Here is a 19551-nt window from a genome sequence, read left to right on the forward strand (position 1 = left end):
GCACATTATGAAAGTTGTAAAAAGAGCAAGACTTATTTATAATCCGACATCAGGTCAGGAAATTATCAAAAAAAATATTGCAGAAGTACTAGATGTTCTTGAGGATGTCGGCTACGAAACCAGTGCATATCAGACGACACCTGAGCCACTTTCTGCACAAAAAGAAGCAGAGCGGGCTGCAAAAGCTGGTTTTGATTTGATTGTGGCAGCTGGTGGAGATGGCACAATCAATGAAGTCGTAAATGGTGTGGCACCATTAGAGGATCGGCCTCGCTTAGCTTTTATCCCAACTGGTACAACCAATGATTATGCGCGTGCTTTGAAAATTCCTATGGGAAATCCTGTTGAAGCTGCAAAAATCATTGCTAAGAATCAAACCATAAAAATGGATATAGGACGTGCATTCGGAAATAAATACTTTATCAATATCGCAGCTGCCGGAACATTGAGTGAATTGACCTATCGTGTACCTAGTGAGGCAAAATCTCGCTTAGGCTATTTTGCTTATGTTGCAAAAGGTGCTGAAATGCTACCACGCTCCAAATCCCGCAAGGTTCGTATTACTCACGATCATGGGGTTTTTGAAGGAAGAATCTCACTCATGTTTGCAGCCTTGACAAATTCTATCGGCGGTTTTGAGCAGATTGCGCCAGATGCAAAATTAGATGATGGGAATTTTACTCTGATTTTGGTTAAGACGGCTAAGCTTTTTGAGATGTTAGCTTTACTTATCCAAGCCATCAATGGTGGACAACATGTGACAGATGTCAATGTTGAATACTTAAAAACAAGCAAATTAAAACTAGAAGTTTTAGATAGCAAAGAACCATTTATGCTCAATCTCGATGGCGAATATGGTGGAGACACTCCTGTAGAGTTAGAAGTCTTCCACAATCACTTAGAATTTTTTGCAAATATCGATGAAATCAGCGATGATGCTCTTTGTTTAGAGAATAATGATGAACTCAGGAGATAAAAATGCCAGACTACCAGGTCTTAGTCCACTACCATAACCCAAATGGTGATTATCTTTCTTATAATATATGGCAGTGGCAGGAAAAACAAATCGGAAAGGAAGCGTCATTTTCTAATTTTGATTATTTTGGGCGAAGTGGACTTGTTACTTACCAAAGTGAGACAAACTTGGATTATGTCCATTTGATTATAAAAAAAGCAGACTGGTCAAGCCAGACTATTGATTATACCATTCGTCTCTTGCCATCTCACTTGGTTACAGAAGTTTGGATTCTTGAGGGAGATCATCAAGTCTATTATTCTAGGCAAGCAGCAGTCGCTAGCCACTTTTACAAATACCGAGATCCCCATGCTTTTGATATGGCAGTTTCTTCCAAAGAATTTGACCGTTACTGGGGCTACCAAGGGAGTTTAGGTGCCTTTTACCAATCTGACAAAACAGAATTTAAAATTTGGGCGCCGACAGCAAAAGCCGTTGAAGTGGTCATCTATAAAGATGCCAGCAACCAAGCCGATATTTGGAAAACCATTTCTCTAAAGAGAGGCCGAGATTTTTCAACAGATCACACAAAGAATACAATTGGAGTGTGGCAAGGGAGTATTTCTGAAGATTTAGCCAAGCGTGCCTACCAATATCGTGTGATCTTTGATCACGAAGAATACTTCAAACGGGATCCTTATAGCCTGGCTACCAGCCCTGATGGTAAACGAACAGCTATCGTGACAGACCAAGAACGAAATCCACTTGGATTTCAAGTAAAGCAGGGACAAGAAGCCCATTGGCGCGTGAAGAATGCCTGCCAAGCAGTCATCTATGAGATGCATATCCGTGATCTAAGCCAGTCAGAAAGCTCAGGTGTCGCACCAGCGTATCGTGGAACTTTCCTTGGAGCCTGTCAAACGGGTACGACCAATGATATTGGCCAAGCGACAACCTTTGATTATATTCGTGACTTGGGTGTGAATTATGTCCAGCTTCAGCCTGTCTCGGATCGTCATAAAGACTATGATGAAAATGGCCAGGTAACCTATAACTGGGGCTACGATCCGCAGAACTATAATGCCCCAGAAACTAGTTTTTCCAGCAACCCATCTGATCCAGCTCAGGCTATTCGTGATTTAAAAACCTTGATTCAAGCCTATCATGATGCTGGTATCGGAGTGATTCTTGATGTGGTCTATAACCACATTTATTCTACCTTTGACTCCCCATTTCAAGCTAGTGTTCCTGATTATTACTATCGGATGAATCCAGATGGCTCTTTCCAGAATGGAACCGGAGTCGGAAGTGAAACCGCCAGCGAGCATGAGATGTTCCGCAAGTATATGATTGATTCACTCTTGTATTGGGTCAAAGAGTATAATGTGGATGGTTTCCGGTTTGATTTGATGGGGATCCATGATATAGAGACCATGCAGATTATTCGAGATGAATTGGACAAGGTAGACCCACGTATCCTGACTTACGGAGAAGGATGGGATATGGGGACAGGCCTCCTGCCTCAAGATAAGGCCAAAAAAGACAATGCCTATCAGCTCTTAGATATTGGATTTTTTAATGATAATGAGCGAGATGCTATTAAAGGTGCTGAGGTATTTGGAACCTTGAAAGCTGGATTTGTTAGTGGACAAGGTACGGAAAATATTATTGCCAAGGCTATTTTAGGAAGCAGTGAATTGGGTAGCTACCTCATGCCAAATCAGGTTGTTAATTATGTCGAAGCTCATGATAATTATAATCTGCATGACTTACTAAGAGAATTCCATCCACATGATGATCTAGAAACCTTAACCAAGCGGATTGAACTAGCGACTGCCATGAATATTCTCATGCAAGGCTTGGCCTTTATGGAGCTGGGGCAGGAGTTTTCTCGAAGTAAGTTGGTGGCAACAGGACCAAATGGCCAGATGACTCAAGCAGATAAAGAAAGAGCTATGAATAGCTACAATGCACCAGACCAAGTCAACCAGGTGGATTGGAATCTGCTTTCGAAACATCAAGATAGTGTCAATTTTATCCGCCAGATTATCCAACTAAAAACGACCAGGAAAGAATTTTCTTACTCAACATATGAAGAAATTTACCAGCATGTCTATGTTCGTCAAGCACAGACAAATAGTGGTCTTATCATTTTTGAAGTCAAGGACAGTAAGCATTATCTAGTCATCTTTAATGCCAGTGGCACACCTTATCATTTGGAAAATGCTGACCAGCTCAAACTAGTCGTCAGCAATAACCGAAGCAAGATTAATACAGAAGTTGAGAACTTAACTGCTAGCGTTTTTGAGATCTTAGCTTGAGTCAATTCATTTTAGATGACCCTACTTTATAAAATCATTGAAGCAGAATGGGAAAAATTAGCGCCCTTCTGCTTTTTTTCTACTTCAAATGGAACAATCGCCTCTTATTTTCTGACAATTCTAATCTAGAAGAGTATAATAAGGGTAGAAACCCATGTGATTCTTTCTGTATGGAGAAAGGAGGCTTTTATGCCACAACGTGATTATGCTTTCGGTTTTCATGATGATATAGCACCGCTTTATTCGACTGGGAAAGGATTGACAGAAGCAGTTGTTCGTGAAATATCTGCCATGAAAAAAGAACCTCAGTGGATGCTAGACTATCGCTTACGCTCCTTAGAGCTATTTAACAAATTACCCATGCCGGACTTTGGTCCTGATTTGTCAGGCATTCGATTTGAAGATGTCATCTATTACCAGAAACTAAGCGGAGAGCCAGCTCGTAGTTGGGATGATGTTCCTGAAGAGATAAAAAGGACCTTTGACCGTCTAGGAATCCCAGAAGCAGAAAAGCAATTTCTGTCTGGTGCTGTTGCCCAGTACGAGTCTGAGGTGGTTTACCACAATATGAAGGAAGAGTTTGCTAAGCTAGGGATTATTTTTACTGACACAGATACAGCCGTTCAGGAGTATCCAGAGCTAGTCAAGCAATATTTTGGGACAGTCGTGTCAAATGCTGAACATAAGTTTGCAGCCTTAAATGGAGCAGTCTGGTCTGGTGGAACATTTATATATGTTCCTAAAAATGTACACTGTCAAATTCCTGTTCAGACCTATTTTCGAATCAATGGTGAAAATGCCGGCCAGTTTGAGCGCTCCCTCATGATTATCGAGGAGGGTGGCTCCATCCAGTATATCGAGGGTTGTACAGCACCGACCTATACGACCAATAGTCTTCATGCTGCGACTGTTGAGATCATAGTCAAAAAGGATGCCTTTTTCCGCTATACAACCATTCAAAACTGGTCGGACAATGTCTATAATCTTGTAACGGAGCGGGGGATTGTTGAGGAGGGTGGCACCTTAGAGTGGATTGATGGTAACTTAGGCAGTAAGGTCAATATGAAATATCCCTGTAGCATTCTTAATGGCCGCAATGCTAGAACCTCTGTCCTCTCTATGTCATTTGCGAATTATGGCCAGCACTTGGATGCGGGTTGTAAGGTCTTTCATAATGCACCCAAGACTTCTAGTACCTTAATTTCTAAATCAGTGGCCAAGGATGGAGGTAAGACGGACTATCGTGGTCAAGTTCGCTTTGGTAAGAATAGTGCTGGTTCCAAATCTCATATCGAGTGCGATACCATTCTCATGGATGGCGAGTCTAGCTCCGATACCATTCCTTTTAACGAAATCCATAATTCCAATGTCACTCTAGAGCATGAAGCCAAGGTTTCCAAAGTGTCTGAGGACCAACTCTACTACCTGATGAGTCGTGGTATTAGTGAAGAAGAAGCCACAGCTATGATTATTAATGGTTTTATGGAACCCATCACCAAAGAACTCCCTATGGAATACGCAGTCGAACTCAACCAACTCATTAACATGAGTATGGAAGGCTCAGTTGGCTAAAACAGTCCGGGGGACTGTTTTAGGTTACGGATAAAAGCTCGCCTTTGCGAGTTCTCTTTAATAAGGTCCAGTGGACCTTTTTAATCTGTAGATAAGAACCGACGTTAGTCGGTTTACCTTGAGACGAGCCTAACGGGTATTTTTAGGTTGCAGATAAAAACTCGCCTTGCGAGTTCCCCTTAATCCAAGGTTCGGGGGACCTTTTTCATTTAGGGTTCGGAGAAACTCAAAATCTACGTATAAGAATAGATTGTGATGATAAATGAGGCTTTGTTAAGAGATATTTTTGTTACAAAATATTGCTAAATCAGGTTCACTTTCTATGAAAACTAGAAAATCATTCAGAATTTTGTTATGATAGGTAAAAAATAAGGAGGAATCAAATGAATCTAGAAGAACTCAGACAGAAAATCAACCAAATAGATGATGAACTTATCAAACTTTTAGAAAAACGCATGGAACTAGTGAGTAAAGTTGCTACCTATAAACTTGAAACAGGAAAGGCAGTATTAGATAGCAAACGAGAAGAAACCATTTTGAACAAAGTTGCAGAGGCAGTAGAAAGCCCAGTTTACAAAGATGTGATTGTCAATACTTTTACTGATATGATGAAACATTCGCGTGCTTTTCAAGAAAGACACATACGGCAAATACAATGAAGGAATTTAAAAATTCACTTGCAATTTATTTCGCAGCTATCTTGGGTGGTTTTCTTCGTTATGAAATTTCTTTGCTTTTCTCTTTTGCGAAACATTTCCCCTATGCGACACTTCTTGTAAATTATTTAGGTACATTTCTATTAGTCTATCTTGTTAAAGGATATTTAAGTAGTAAGCAAACATCCAAACGATTAATCTTGGCTCTATCAACAGGTTTTTGTGGTGGGTTAACCACTTTTTCAGGTCTTCTTTTAGATTCCATTAAACTATTGGATATGGGATTATACACGGAGTTTATCCTCTATTTAATCTTAAGCATTTGTGGCAGCTTATGGATTGCTCTGTGGGCTGGAAAGAAGGTGGCCATATGATTTGGCTTGTTCTAGCAGCTTGTGGTGGAGGAGCACTTATCCGTTATTTTCTTTCGAAGGTTAATAGCAGAGCTGTTTTACCAGTAGGGACTTTGATGGCCAATTTATTAGGAGCATTTTTGATTGGCTTTTTCTATAATCAAATCAAAGACCAGCAACTTTATACCATCTTAGCGACAGGCTTTTGTGGCGGATTGACGACTCTGTCTACTTTTAATGCTGAACTAATCAATCTTTTTTCAAATAAGAAAACATTTATTTGCTATTTAATGCTGACATATATTTTAGGATTTTTAGCTATAATTTTGGGAATTTTCATCTAAAAATCTTTACATTTTCTGGAATTTTGATATAATATTCTTTGTGCAAATGGAGCACAGAAAAACGACTAATCCGCTGTGGTCATGAATCGTAAGATTAGTAAGATAGGAGTAAAAAAATGAATCCATTAATCCAAAGCTTGACTGAAGGTCAACTTCGTACTGATATCCCTGCATTCCGTCCTGGTGACACTGTCCGCGTTCACGCGAAAGTTGTCGAAGGAAGTCGCGAACGTATCCAGGTCTTTGAAGGTGTCGTTATCGCTCGTAAAGGTGCTGGTATCTCAGAAAACTACACAGTTCGTAAAATTTCTAATGGTGTAGGTGTTGAACGTACTTTCCCAATCCACACTCCACGTGTTGACAAGATTGAGGTCGTTCGTTACGGTAAAGTGCGCCGTGCTAAATTGTACTACCTTCGTGCATTACAAGGTAAAGCGGCTCGTATTAAAGAAATCCGTCGTTAATCTCAGAAAACTCTGTCAATCGACAGAGTTTTTCTCTAAGTCCCCTTAGTTCAATGGATATAACAACTCCCTCCTAAGGAGTAGTTGCTGGTTCGATTCCGGCAGGGGACATAAAATCAAACAGAAAACCCTTGGTTTACAAGGGTTTTTATTTTTGGCTTAAATTAGACCCAAAAGTTAGATTTTCCCGTCTAATTTTTGGGGTGAAGTTCGATTCTAATGACGTAGTTTTAATTTTTGTGAAAACGCTATAAATGTAATTGTTTTTATATAAAAATAGGAGTACAATAAGTAGGTATAGTAAATAAAAAAGCACCGAATCGGTGCGCACTTTTTCAAGTTGTGTACGGACTGGGTTTAAAAATCACTGCCTTATTTTAACTTGCTGTGTTGTTTCGAATGGTTCCAACAATTTCATTATACTATACTTATGAAAGGTTATCAAGTAAAATGTAAATCTTTCTACAAATGTTAAAAATAATTACTTTATATTTTAGAGTTGTAAACAATACAGCTCTAAAACCTCGTTGGAAACTTTTGAGAAACTAGTTTATAATCATTTGAAACAATACAGTTCTAAAACTAAAATACAACTCCTTACTAATTCTAACAGATTTCTACAAAGATAGCATTTATTTTATTGAAATTTTCATAAAAAATGCTATACTTTATATTAAGTTGTATTTTAAGGAGATTGTTTTGAAAAAGTTCAAATTTACTAAAGATAATTTAACTACTCTAACTGAGATAGTAAAGTTTATGAAAAGCTGCATTGACTTAATCAAAGCTCTCTTTTCTTGATTTTTTAAAAAATTATAACTTAATACAAAGGAGGATTGTATATATGAACAATAACAATTATTCTATCGGACTTGATATTGGAACAAATAGCGTCGGATGGGCCGTCATTACGGATGACTATAAAGTTCCATCGAAAAAGATGAGAGTTCTGGGGAATACTGATAAACGATTTATCAAGAAAAATCTTATTGGAGCTTTGTTATTTGATGAGGGGACTACTGCTGAAGATAGACGTCTCAAACGAACAGCACGTCGTCGCTATACTCGTCGGAAAAATCGTCTTCGTTATCTTCAAGAAATCTTTGCTGAGGAAATGAGCAAGGTGGATAGTAGTTTCTTTCATCGATTAGATGACTCCTTTTTAGTTCCTGAGGATAAAAGTGGCAGTAAATATCCTATTTTTGCTACCCTGGCAGAAGAAAAAGAATATCATAAGAAATTTCCAACAATTTATCATTTGAGAAAACACCTAGCGGATTCGAAAGAAAAAGCAGATTTACGCTTGATTTATCTAGCATTAGCTCATATAACTAAATACCGCGGACACTTTTTATATGAAGAGGCTTTTGATATCAAAAACAATGATATTCAAAAAATCTTTAACGAATTTATAAATATTTACGACAACACCTTTGAAGGAAGTTCACTTAGTGGACAAAACGCACAAGTAGAAGCAATTTTTACTGGTAAAATTAGTAAATCTGTAAAGAGAGAACATGTTTTGAAACTCTTTCCTGATGAAAAATCCACTGGTTTATTTTCAGAATTTCTTAAGTTAATTGTAGGGAATCAAGCTGATTTTAAGAAACATTTTGACTTAGAAGAAAAAGCTTCGCTACAGTTTTCCAAAGATACCTATGATGAGGATTTGGAAAACTTGCTCGGACAAATTGGAGATGATTTTGCAGACCTTTTCCTAGTTGCTAAAAAACTCTATGACGCTATTCTTCTATCAGGAATCTTAACTGTTACAGATCCTTCAACCAAGGCTCCACTGTCAGCATCTATGATTGAGCGCTATGAAAACCACCAAGAAGACTTAGCAGCTTTAAAACAATTCATCAAAAACAATCTTCCAGAAAAATATGCTGAAGTTTTTTCTGACCAATCTAAAGATGGGTATGCTGGGTATATCGATGGCAAGACCACTCAAGAAGCATTTTACAAATATATCAAAAATCTTCTCTCTAAATTCGAAGGAGCAGATTATTTCCTTGATAAAATTGAACGTGAAGATTTTTTGAGAAAACAGCGCACCTTTGATAATGGTTCTATTCCTCATCAAATTCATCTTCAAGAAATGAATGCCATTCTCCGTCGACAAGGAGAACATTATCCATTGCTGAAGGAAAACAAAGAAAAGATTGAAAAAATATTAACCTTCCGTATTCCTTATTATGTTGGCCCCTTAGCTCGTGGCAATCGTGATTTTGCTTGGCTAACTCGAAATTCTGACCAAGCAATTCGCCCCTGGAATTTCGAAGAAATTGTTGATAAAGCAAGCTCTGCGGAATCCTTCATCAATAAAATGACTAACTATGATTTGTATTTGCCAGAAGAAAAAGTTTTGCCTAAGCACAGTTTGTTGTATGAAACATTTGCTGTCTATAATGAATTAACAAAAGTGAAATTTATTGCAGAAGGACTGAGAGACTACCAGTTCTTTGATAGTGGACAGAAGAAGCAAATTGTCAATCAATTATTCAAAGAGAAAAGAAAAGTAACTGAAAAAGACATCATTCATTATCTACACAATGTTGATGGCTACGATGGAATCGAACTAAAAGGAATTGAAAAACAATTTAACGCCAGCCTTTCTACTTATCATGATTTGCTCAAAATTATTAAGGATAAAGAGTTTATGGATAATCATAAAAATCAAGAAATCCTTGAAAATATCGTCCATACTCTAACTATCTTTGAAGATCGTGAAATGATTAAGCAGCGTCTCGCTCAGTATGATTCTATCTTTGATGAGAAAGTGATTAAGGCACTGACTCGTCGACATTACACTGGTTGGGGGAAACTCTCTGCTAAGCTGATTAACGGTATCTGTGATAAAAAAACTGGCAAAACGATTCTTGATTATCTGATTGATGATGGTTATAACAATCGTAACTTTATGCAGTTGATCAATGATGACGGACTATCCTTCAAAGAAATTATCCAAAAAGCACAAGTGGTTGGAAAGACTGATGATTTGACCCAAGTTGTCCGAGAACTCTCAGGAAGCCCTGCAATTAAAAAGGGAATTTTACAAAGTATTAAGATTGTTGATGAACTTGTCAAGATTATGGGCTATGCCCCTGAGTCCATTGTGATTGAAATGGCTCGCGAAAATCAGACAACTGCCAAAGGGAAAAAGAATTCCCAACAAAGATATAAACGCATTGAAGATGCACTAAAAAATTTAGCACCTGGGCTTGATTCAACTATATCAAAAGAAAATCCAACAGATAATATTCAACTTCAAAATGATCGTCTCTTCCTTTACTATCTCCAAAATGGGAAAGATATGTACACTGGAGAAGCTCTTGATATCAACCAACTGAGTAGCTATGACATTGACCACATCATCCCACAGGCCTTTATCAAGGATGATTCTCTTGATAACCGTGTCTTGACTAGTTCAAAGGATAATCGTGGAAAATCCGATAATGTTCCAAGTTTAGAAGTCGTTAAAAAAAGAAAAGCTTTTTGGCAACAATTATTGGATTCTAAATTGATTTCAGAACGTAAATTTAACAATTTAACCAAGGCTGAACGAGGTGGACTAGATGAGCGTGATAAAGTTGGCTTTATCAAACGTCAGTTGGTTGAAACACGACAAATTACAAAACATGTTGCACGAATTTTAGATGCCCGTTTTAATACAGAAGTGTCTGAGAAAAACCAGAAGATTCGTAGCGTCAAAATCATCACTTTGAAATCCAATCTAGTTTCCAACTTCCGCAAAGAATTTAAGTTATACAAGGTGCGGGAAATCAATGACTACCATCACGCGCATGATGCCTATTTAAATGCAGTGGTAGCTAAGGCTATCCTTAAGAAATATCCTAAACTAGAGCCTGAATTCGTCTATGGTGACTATCAAAAGTACGACCTTAAGAGATACATCTCAAAATCCAAAGACCCTAAAGAAGTCGAAAAAGCAACTGAAAAATATTTCTTCTACTCAAACTTGTTGAACTTCTTTAAAGAAGAGGTACATTACGCAGATGGAACCATCGTAAAAAGAGAGAATATTGAATACTCTAAGGACACTGGAGAAATCGCTTGGAATAAGGAAAAAGATTTCGTTACAATCAAAAAAGTTCTTTCCTACCCACAAGTGAATATTGTGAAGAAGAGAGAGGTCCAAACAGGTGGCTTCTCTAAAGAGTCCATTCTTCCTAAAGGAAATTCTGATAAGCTAATCCCTCGAAAAACAAAGGATATTCTTTGGGACACTACTAAATATGGAGGATTTGATAGCCCTGTTATCGCCTACTCGATCTTGCTCATTGCTGATATCGAAAAAGGGAAAGCGAAAAAACTGAAGACTGTTAAGACTCTAGTTGGTATTACAATCATGGAAAAAGCTGCCTTTGAGAAGAATCCAATTACTTTCCTTGAAAATAAAGGCTATCATAATGTCCGTAAAGAAAACATCCTCTGCCTACCTAAGTATAGTTTGTTTGAACTGGAAAATGGTCGTAGACGACTACTTGCAAGTGCGAAAGAACTTCAAAAAGGCAATGAAATAGTGCTTCCAGTATATTTAACAACCTTGCTCTACCATTCTAAAAATGTCCATAAACTAGACGAACCAGAACATTTGGAATACATCCAGAAACACCGATATGAATTTAAAGATTTATTAAATCTTGTATCTGAGTTCTCTCAAAAATATGTCCTAGCCGAAGCGAATCTGGAGAAAATCAAGAGCTTATATGTAGACAATGAGCAGGCAGATATAGAAATCCTAGCAAATTCATTTATCAATTTGTTGACTTTCACTGCTTTGGGTGCTCCTGCTGCCTTTAAATTTTTTGGCAAAGATGTTGATCGAAAACGGTACACAACTGTATCTGAAATCCTCAACGCTACCCTCATCCACCAATCCATCACTGGTCTTTACGAGACTCGGATTGACTTAAGCAAACTAGGAGAAGACTAATGGGATGGAGAACCGTTGTTGTCAATACGCACTCTAAACTTTCCTATAAGAACAATCACTTAATTTTTAAAGATGCCTCTCGGACAGAGTTAATTCACCTGTCCGAGGTGGACATCTTACTTTTGGAGACGACAGATATTGTACTCTCAACTATGTTGATTAAGCGCTTGGTAGATGAAAATATTCTGGTTATCTTCTGTGATGATAAACGATTGCCAACTGCATACTTAATGCCTTACTACGGTCGGCACGATTCCAGTTTGCAACTTTCTCGGCAAATTGCTTGGAGAGAAGATGTTAAAGCACAAGTTTGGACGACCATTATTGCTCAAAAAATACTCAATCAAGCCCTTTATCTTGGGAACTGTGGCTTTCTGGAAAAATCGCAGTCAGTCATTGACTTTTATCATGGTTTGGATTTGTTTGACCCTAGTAATCGCGAAGGTCATGCAGCTCGAATTTATTTCAATACTTTGTTTGGAAATGATTTTAGTCGAGAGCAGGAGAGCGATATCAATGCTGCCTTGGATTATGGGTATACTTTGATTTTAAGTATGTTTGCGCGTGAGATTGTTTTATCTGGTTGTATGACTCAGTTTGGCCTGAAGCATGCCAATCAGTTTAATCAATTTAATCTAGCCAGTGACATTATGGAACCTTTTCGTCCTATTATTGACAGGATTGTCTATGAAAATCGAAACAGTTCCTTTGTTAAAATGAAGCGAGAGCTCTTTACTATTTTCTCGGACACTTTCCATTACAGTGGAAAGGATATGTATCTCACCAATATTGTTAGCGATTATACTAAGAAAGTCATTCAAGCGCTCAATCAACCTGAGAAAGGAGTTCCTGAGTTTAGGATATGAGTTATCGATATATGCGTATGATTTTAATGTTTGATATGCCCGTTGATACCGCCGAGGAACGCAAGGATTATCGAAAATTTCGGAAGTTCCTTATAGATGAGGGATTTATTATGCACCAATTCTCTATTTACAGCAAGCTCTTGCTAAATAATTCAGCTAATAACGCTATGATTGAACGTCTTAAGATTCACAATCCTAAAAAAGGAAGCATTACCCTTTTAACGGTCACAGAGAAGCAATTTTCTCGCATGATTTACTTAAATGGCGAGCGAAATACCAGCGTAGCAAACTCGGATACACGTTTGGTTTTTCTGGGAGAGGAGCCTAGAGATGAAGATTAATTTCCCACTGTTAGATGAGCCATTAGAAATAAAAGAAGCAACTTTTTTAGTTGTAGAAGATCAAATTATTTTTTCAAGTACTGTGAAAAATCTTTACCAATATTCTGAAGAAAGTGATATTAAACTTTTTGATTCTGATTTAAAATCTTTGAAAGAGTCAGAATTACTGATTATAACAGATGTATTAGGCTATAACTTAAATTCTCCAGCAATGTTAAAAATGATACATTCCGATTTAGAAAAACAATTAAACGAAAAACCGGAAGTTAAGTCTATGATAGAAAAATTAGTTTCAACTGTTGCTGAGCTAATTGCATTTGAATGTTTAGAAAATGAGTTAGATCTAGAATATGATGAAATCACAACTTTAGAGTTGATCGATGCGCTAGGAGTCAAAATCGAAACACTGAGTGACCTGCCTTTTGAAAAGATGCTAGAAATTATCCAGGTTTTTAAATATCTTTCCAAAAAGAAACTACTTATTTTCATCAATGTGACTGCCTATCTATCAAAAGAAGAGTTATTAAATCTGATCGAGTACATCCAACTCAATCAACTGACTGTCTTATTTGTCGAACCTAGGGCAGTCTATGATTTACCACAGTATGTACTGGATCAAGACTATTTCTTAAACATGGAAAATATGGTATAATAAGAGCAACAATAGGAACCTGATGAACTGAAGTCTAGCTGAGGCGAATGGCGCGATTACGAAATTTCGTGAGAAAAATTTTTCTACGAGGTTTTAGAGCTGTGCTGTTTCGAATGGTTCCAAAACGCCATAGCTAAAATTGCTCCTGTTTCAGGAGTTTTAGAGCTGTGCTGTTTCGAATGGTTCCAAAACTTGAATAACTCGCCAAATTCTTCAAGGACCGTTTTAGAGCTGTGCTGTTTCGAATGGTTCCAAAACTGATTCTGCATATCTCATCTATACAGAGCTGTTTTAGAGCTGTGCTGTTTCGAATGGTTCCAAAACAAATACAGTCTTCTTTAACCGACGTAGCGTGTTTTAGAGCTGTGCTGTTTCGAATGGTTCCAAAACACCAAATCGTTTGTGCCCCTACGATGAAACGTTTTAGAGCTGTGCTGTTTCGAATGGTTCCAAAACAATCCCTCTGTACACTTCGGACACAGTCTGGTTTTAGAGCTGTGCTGTTTCGAATGGTTCCAAAACACAAGGCGTTGCTTGTATGCTTCTGCGCCTGTTTTAGAGCTGTGCTGTTTCGAATGGTTCCAAAACTGAGCCTTTTGGTGAGATGTTCCAGTGTCTGTTTTAGAGCTGTGCTGTTTCGAATGGTTCCAAAACCGGAGTTAAGATATACTCCACAAAACCAAGGTTTTAGAGCTGTGCTGTTTCGAATGGTTCCAAAACTTTACAGATAAGAATAACGAACTGGACTATGTTTTAGAGCTGTGCTGTTTCGAATGGTTCCAAAACGATGGATATGCCAAATACTGCCTTTGGTTAGTTTTAGAGCTGTGCTGTTTCGAATGGTTCCAAAACGTGAGTTCCCGGGGATCTTCAACAGGGCGGTTTTAGAGCTGTGCTGTTTCGAATGGTTCCAAAACATGAAACTAAAAATACGATGATTACCAATGTTTTAGAGCTGTGCTGTTTCGAATGGTTCCAAAACCGAGAATTGCCATTGCATGATAGAGAAGTCGTTTTAGAGCTGTGCTGTTTCGAATGGTTCCAAAACATGAGATAGAGGGTAAATTCGGTCACATATGTTTTAGAGCTGTGCTGTTTCGAATGGTTCCAAAACGATTATCTTAAGACTCATATCATGCCTGAAGTTTTAGAGCTGTGCTGTTTCGAATGGTTCCAAAACTTTAGGATCTATTGAAATATCTCGTAGAACGTTTTAGAGCTGTGCTGTTTCGAATGGTTCCAAAACAGTGTTTGGGCTATACATATGGCAACGTATGTTTTAGAGCTGTGCTGTTTCGAATGGTTCCAAAACTGGTCGTGAGTACACTCTACGTTTTGGGATGTTTTAGAGCTGTGCTGTTTCGAATGGTTCCAAAACAGAAATTGGGATTTACAGTTTGAACATTTTGTTTTAGAGCTGTGCTGTTTCGAATGGTTCCAAAACGCCACCACTCGCTGTCTTTGCTTGTAAGGTGTTTTAGAGCTGTGCTGTTTCGAATGGTTCCAAAACTCAAGAACGGAAATTTCCATAGTATAGTACGTTTTAGAGCTGTGCTGTTTCGAATGGTTCCAAAACCATCGATTTACCCATTCGCAACTTACACACGTTTTAGAGCTGTGCTGTTTCGAATGGTTCCAAAACAACGAATCATTCATGACTTGCGGACCCTACGTTTTAGAGCTGTGCTGTTTCGAATGGTTCCAAAACTCACGCATCAAGCGATTGTATAGACGTTGCGTTTTAGAGCTGTGCTGTTTCGAATGGTTCCAAAACTTTACGAGAAGAAATTATAGCTCGAGATCTGTTTTAGAGCTGTGCTGTTTCGAATGGTTCCAAAACATATTTAGCTATGAAGTCGAGGTGATTTGAGTTTTAGAGCTGTGCTGTTTCGAATGGTTCCAAAACCTTGAAATTGCAATCGGAGGCACAAGTGTTGTTTTAGAGCTGTGCTGTTTCGAATGGTTCCAAAACGCCCAGAACTTCATCAGCAACGACAAACACGTTTTAGAGCTGTGCTGTTTCGAATGGTTCCAAAACAAGTTATTCGGTTGTTCAAAAGTTGGGAGCGTTTTAGAGCTGTGCTGTTTCGAATGGTTCCAAAACTGTAATTCCTCTCGTAAGGATCTACACGCTGTTTTAGAGCTGTGCTGTTTCGAATGGTTCCAAAACACATCAAGACTTTTGCTATTATGTCTCTATGTTTTAGAGCTGTGCTGTTTCGAATGGTTCCAAAACTTAGCTGCTGGTAAAGTGGACATGCAGTCTGTTTTAGAGCTGTGCTGTTTCGAATGGTTCCAAAACTTGACAAAAGCTATCGCAACGGGCTGATAAGTTTTAGAGCTGTGCTGTTTCGAATGGTTCCAAAACAAAGGATGAGTCAAGTCAGGACCTAATTCAGTTTTAGAGCTGTGCTGTTTCGAATGGTTCCAAAACTTGACAAAAGCTATCGCAACGGGCTGATAAGTTTTAGAGCTGTGCTGTTTCGAATGGTTCCAAAACCGAGGTATTGCAACGCATGTCTAATAGCATGTTTTAGAGCTGTGCTGTTTCGAATGGTTCCAAAACACGCATAGCCAATGACCATACGCTAGTTCCGTTTTAGAGCTATGTTGTTTCGAATGGTTCCAAAACTTGCTTAGTTAAGAGCCAATCGCTATCATAGTTTTAGAGCTGTGCTGTTTCGAATACCTCCAAAACCAATTTCAAAACTGCTCTCATGTTTTTGTACTCTCAAGATTTAAGTAACTGTACAATTGCTAAACAATCCTCCTTACCATGTAGGTCCCATAGTTAATCTAGAAATACTAAAATAATTTCCACTTTACTAATAGATATGATATACTAACAGTAGCAGGAGAGCTTTCGCCCTCGGCTACCATTAGTGCCTCATTTGAATCGTTTAGCTTTGCGTGGCTTGCGTTCTTTTGGCTCTTTCTTTAATGCTATAATCATGCTAGCTGTTCCGCTAAGTAGCGAACCAACTGCTGCGATAACTACAGCAATCTCAGAAAGTTGTATACTTATTCTTTTATCCCCATATTTTTCAAACGATTCAAATATTGGGGAATATGGATTCCATTTTCTATTGAGATTTTTTTGATTTAGACTTAATGTGATTTAGTTGAATGGAAACTACTATTTAGTTAGTAAAATAGATAGACTATACCCTAAAAATTAGCTACAATAATCTAATTTTGGGGGTGTTTTGTTATGAAGTTAATTTCTAAAAGAATGATTCCAATCAATCATCTAGGAAAGTGAACAATCAGCTGAAAGTTTTTTACGAGAATGGGTGATTGATTATTTAAATCTTAAGTATTTGATCTAATTGGTGGAAGGGAGAAAGATAGAGAGGTTTAATATAATGTCTTAAAGGAGATTCTCAGTTCAAATAATGGCTCTATGGAATCACTCTTTGACCATTTAAATCATCTTTGTTTTATGCTTTTGAAAAGGAGTTTCAGCCATTAGAAGATCTTGAGTGATTATTAACTAGATCAATTACTGCATAGGAAACAATTAAAAGAGAGTGGGACAGAAATCGGTAATTCGTTAGAATTCGATTTCGTCGTCCCACCTCCGCACAGTTGAGTAGGGCTGTAAAAGCTGATGAAATCAGCGTAGTAGAGCCCACTCAACCACTGCGTCTTGCTCGATAATCCAAAGACAATTGAGAGGCTAGGACTTTTGTCCCAGCCTCTTATTTTATAAAAGCTAATGAAGATTTTTTGAAGATAGGTTATAAAGTGGAGGGTCACTACTTGCTAGAAGAAGAGCTCGAGCTAGCTGAACTATCGCTACTTGATTGAGAACTTTCTGAAGAGCTAGTGCTTTCAAATTGTTCTGGATGAAGCGCACGATAGCTCGGAGCGTTAAAGAGGTCAATAGTCGATTCGTCTTTACGCTGGCTGTAGAGACTGGTTGACTTATCTCCTTTTTCCTTTTCGATTTTTTCCTCTGCTTTAAGAGAGTGATTATAGGAGTATTTTTTGATATCCACTTTTCCAAGATCATTACCAGTATAGAAGCGAAGTAGATCACCTGTTTGGATAGCATCACTCATTTTAAGTTGGGTATTTGCTGCGTTGCGAATTGCTTCTAGCTCTGATTGAGTGGTCGGATCTGGATTGGTAATCTCTTGGCCTGTTTCAGTATAGTAGGTTCGGCCACTATAACTTGTATATTTTGGAGTTACAAAGTTATTCGTAGAACGGAACGTTGTAATCTGTTGATGTTTCTTAGATAAGAGATCTTGTCCAACTTGTAGGAATTTACTAGAATCAATTCCCATCAAGTGTTCCAAAGTTGGTAAGATATCAATTTGTCCACCAAATGTTTGAATAATTTTTCCTGAAGTCATACCAGGGATGACAACCATATATGGGATACGCTGTAACATGGCATTGTCATAACTAGACCAAGTTTCAGAGTTTTTTCCGAGAAGTGGTGCTAAATCTGGATTTCTAGAGTTTGAGATACCGTAGTGGTCTCCATAGAGAACGATAATAGAATTTTCATAAAGGCCACTTGTCTTGAGGTAATCAAAGAAAGCTTTGACGGCTGAATCTAGATAGTTTGCAGTGGCAAAATAGCCGTTAATGGTTTCGTCTTTGGTCTTGGCAAGAGGAAAGCCGACTTCGTCTCCAATCAGACTTGTAGTATAAGGGTAATGGTTAGAAACCGTGATATACTTAGCATAGAATGGTTGTTGCATATGCTCTAAGTATTTGATGGAGTCTTTCAGCATTATCTTGTCGTTCAAGCCATACTGGAAGGAGTTTGTCTCGTCCTGCTTAGTGAAATAGGATGCATCAAAGAAATAGTTATAACCCCATTGTTTATAAGCTGTATTTCGATTCCAGAAACTTCCAGCGTTTCCGTGGAACACAGCAGAAGTATAGCCTTGTTTTGACAAAATAAATGGTGCCGCTTGTTGGGTATTGGTACCTCCATAGTTGACCATGAAAGATCCTTGGTTTAATCCAAATAAGCCGGTTTCTAACATTGTTTCGGCATCAGATGTTTTACCAGCTTTTACTTGATTGAAGATATTTGCAAAAGCTAGGGTAGAGTTTGAATGATAAAGAGAGTTTAGAAAAGGTGTTACTTCATACTCTTTACCATCTGCTTGTAATTTATAGTCAATCAAGAATTGTTGGAAGCTTTCCAAATGTATATAAAACACATTTTTGCCTTTAGCAATACCGTAATAGTCTGGATTTGGCTCAGCATAGTGACTCTTGACGTATGTTTCTACAGGTTTTAGATCATCAGCAGAAGCTTTGGAGCGTTCTTTATTTGCTTGATAGGTTTGGTTTCCACTGTAGCCTAAAAAGGCAGGTAGTCCTAAAGCTCGTACAACATAGTAGTTTGAGAATCCACGAGTTAAGAGTTGCGGTCGGTCAATTTCTGCTAAGAAAAGATTGGCTGAAAAAAGCATGCTAGATAGTGCTGTAATGGCAAAGCTAGCTCTTTTGTTAAAGGGACGGTTGTCAATTCGGATGGCCTTTTTATATAAAAGGTAGCCTAGCACAGGGAAATCAATCAAATAAATAACATCCCAAGGTCTAAATAGACCAAGTGCTGCTTCTCCCAAACCAGCCGAAACACTACTTGATGCCATCATGGTATTTACAGTGACAAAATCACTAAACTCACGATAGTAAATGGCATTTGAAAAGAGCCAAATAAAGAGAATAGTGTATATAAGAATAGCCAATCCATAGAAAAGCTTGCTTCTTTTTAGATAGAGTGCTAAGCCAATCAGCAGTAAACCAAGGGGGATCGGGTTGATAAAAGCTAGAAAAGCTTGGTAAAATCCTTGAATATCTAAATTAAAATCGACAGTGTATGCCCACATGGTTTTTAACCAGTATAAGCAAAGCAAGGTCAAGACAAAACCTAGTCTTGTACTCATAAAAATGAGTATCTTCCTAGTCATTTTTTTCACAAAAGTACTTCCTTGTCTTATTTCCTAAATTTTTCCGTAACGTAATAAGTATATCACATTTTTGATTTGATAGGGGAATGAAAAGTGTGTGGTTTTTCTAAATGAAACATTTAGCT

12 protein-coding genes, 1 tRNA gene and 1 CRISPR repeat array are annotated in these 19551 nt (G+C 38.0%); of the genes, 12 read left to right on the forward strand and 1 reads right to left on the reverse strand.

The features are described from left to right. The first annotated feature begins 7 nt into the window (after nt 1-7). The 12 genes from HMPREF9182_RS09325 to csn2 all read left to right on the forward strand — a co-directional run bounded on the left by HMPREF9182_RS09325 (nt 8) and on the right by csn2 (nt 13484). Nucleotides 8-976 (forward strand): diacylglycerol kinase family lipid kinase, encoded by a 969-nt coding sequence (locus HMPREF9182_RS09325; RefSeq protein ID WP_009443804.1) that lies wholly within the window; start codon nt 8-10, stop codon nt 974-976. Nucleotides 977-978: 2 nt separating this feature from the next. Beyond that, the gene (gene pulA, locus HMPREF9182_RS09330) at nt 979-3276 is read left to right on the forward strand and encodes a type I pullulanase (RefSeq protein ID WP_009754343.1); all 2298 of its coding nucleotides are present in this window, start codon (nt 979-981) and stop codon (nt 3274-3276) included. 189 nt (nt 3277-3465) lie between these two features. Continuing rightward, nucleotides 3466-4848, forward strand: a complete 1383-nt coding sequence (sufB, locus tag HMPREF9182_RS09335) for a Fe-S cluster assembly protein SufB (RefSeq protein ID WP_009443811.1) — start codon at nt 3466-3468, stop codon at nt 4846-4848. 383 nt (nt 4849-5231) lie between these two features. Beyond that, complete coding sequence (locus HMPREF9182_RS09340) at nt 5232-5507, forward strand: chorismate mutase (RefSeq protein WP_009754818.1); 276 nt, start codon at nt 5232-5234, stop codon at nt 5505-5507. Then, on the forward strand, nt 5504-5878 hold the full coding sequence (crcB, locus tag HMPREF9182_RS09345) for a fluoride efflux transporter CrcB (protein ID WP_009443543.1): 375 nt from the start codon (nt 5504-5506) through the stop codon (nt 5876-5878). Before HMPREF9182_RS09340 ends, crcB (HMPREF9182_RS09345) begins: the two co-directional genes overlap by 4 nt. After that, nucleotides 5875-6201: a fluoride efflux transporter CrcB gene (gene crcB, locus HMPREF9182_RS09350; protein ID WP_009754304.1), complete on the forward strand. Its 327-nt coding sequence runs from the start codon at nt 5875-5877 to the stop codon at nt 6199-6201. The genes crcB (HMPREF9182_RS09345) and crcB (HMPREF9182_RS09350) overlap by 4 nt, the downstream gene beginning before the upstream one ends. A 116-nt stretch (nt 6202-6317) precedes the next feature. Continuing rightward, the gene (rplS, locus tag HMPREF9182_RS09355; protein WP_009443086.1) at nt 6318-6665 is read left to right on the forward strand and encodes a 50S ribosomal protein L19; all 348 of its coding nucleotides are present in this window, start codon (nt 6318-6320) and stop codon (nt 6663-6665) included. 39 nt (nt 6666-6704) lie between these two features. Continuing rightward, a tRNA-Arg gene (locus HMPREF9182_RS09360) sits at nt 6705-6776 on the forward strand. Between the two features lie 733 nt (nt 6777-7509). After that, complete coding sequence (gene cas9, locus HMPREF9182_RS09365) at nt 7510-11625, forward strand: type II CRISPR RNA-guided endonuclease Cas9 (RefSeq protein ID WP_009754323.1); 4116 nt, start codon at nt 7510-7512, stop codon at nt 11623-11625. Further along, complete coding sequence (gene cas1, locus HMPREF9182_RS09370) at nt 11625-12491, forward strand: type II CRISPR-associated endonuclease Cas1 (protein WP_009443532.1); 867 nt, start codon at nt 11625-11627, stop codon at nt 12489-12491. Before cas9 ends, cas1 begins: the two co-directional genes overlap by 1 nt. After that, complete coding sequence (gene cas2 / locus HMPREF9182_RS09375; RefSeq protein ID WP_037602881.1) at nt 12488-12832, forward strand: CRISPR-associated endonuclease Cas2; 345 nt, start codon at nt 12488-12490, stop codon at nt 12830-12832. The genes cas1 and cas2 overlap by 4 nt, the downstream gene beginning before the upstream one ends. After that, entirely contained in the window at nt 12822-13484 is a 663-nt protein-coding gene (gene csn2, locus HMPREF9182_RS09380) for a type II-A CRISPR-associated protein Csn2 (protein WP_009754898.1), read from the forward strand. Before cas2 ends, csn2 begins: the two co-directional genes overlap by 11 nt. Before the next feature lie 90 nt (nt 13485-13574). Continuing rightward, nucleotides 13575-16182: direct repeats of the CRISPR family, unit length 36 nt; unit sequence GTTTTAGAGCTGTGCTGTTTCGAATGGTTCCAAAAC. A 1060-nt stretch (nt 16183-17242) separates the two neighbouring features. On the opposite strand, the gene HMPREF9182_RS09385 is transcribed toward csn2, so the two are convergent. Next, nucleotides 17243-19426: an LTA synthase family protein gene (locus HMPREF9182_RS09385; RefSeq protein WP_441347892.1), complete on the reverse strand. Its 2184-nt coding sequence runs from the start codon at nt 19424-19426 to the stop codon at nt 17243-17245. Nucleotides 19427-19551 lie beyond the last annotated feature (125 nt).

This window comes from Streptococcus sp. oral taxon 056 str. F0418, from assembly GCF_000220065.1.
In the GTDB taxonomy this organism is placed as follows: domain Bacteria; phylum Bacillota; class Bacilli; order Lactobacillales; family Streptococcaceae; genus Streptococcus.

What these genes read in the sequence shown, in the direction of transcription:
- HMPREF9182_RS09325 (WP_009443804.1), top strand. Translation starts at nt 8, where the DNA reads ATGAAAGTTGTAAAAAGAGCAAGACTTATTTATAATCCGACATCAGGT.
- pulA (WP_009754343.1), top strand. Translation starts at nt 979, where the DNA reads ATGCCAGACTACCAGGTCTTAGTCCACTACCATAACCCAAATGGTGAT.
- sufB (WP_009443811.1), top strand. Translation starts at nt 3,466, where the DNA reads ATGCCACAACGTGATTATGCTTTCGGTTTTCATGATGATATAGCACCG.
- HMPREF9182_RS09340 (WP_009754818.1), top strand. Translation starts at nt 5,232, where the DNA reads ATGAATCTAGAAGAACTCAGACAGAAAATCAACCAAATAGATGATGAA.
- crcB (WP_009443543.1), top strand. Translation starts at nt 5,504, where the DNA reads ATGAAGGAATTTAAAAATTCACTTGCAATTTATTTCGCAGCTATCTTG.
- crcB (WP_009754304.1), top strand. Translation starts at nt 5,875, where the DNA reads ATGATTTGGCTTGTTCTAGCAGCTTGTGGTGGAGGAGCACTTATCCGT.
- rplS (WP_009443086.1), top strand. Translation starts at nt 6,318, where the DNA reads ATGAATCCATTAATCCAAAGCTTGACTGAAGGTCAACTTCGTACTGAT.
- cas9 (WP_009754323.1), top strand. Translation starts at nt 7,510, where the DNA reads ATGAACAATAACAATTATTCTATCGGACTTGATATTGGAACAAATAGC.
- cas1 (WP_009443532.1), top strand. Translation starts at nt 11,625, where the DNA reads ATGGGATGGAGAACCGTTGTTGTCAATACGCACTCTAAACTTTCCTAT.
- cas2 (WP_037602881.1), top strand. Translation starts at nt 12,488, where the DNA reads ATGAGTTATCGATATATGCGTATGATTTTAATGTTTGATATGCCCGTT.
- csn2 (WP_009754898.1), top strand. Translation starts at nt 12,822, where the DNA reads ATGAAGATTAATTTCCCACTGTTAGATGAGCCATTAGAAATAAAAGAA.
- HMPREF9182_RS09385 (WP_441347892.1), bottom strand. Translation starts at nt 19,426, where the DNA reads ATGACTAGGAAGATACTCATTTTTATGAGTACAAGACTAGGTTTTGTC.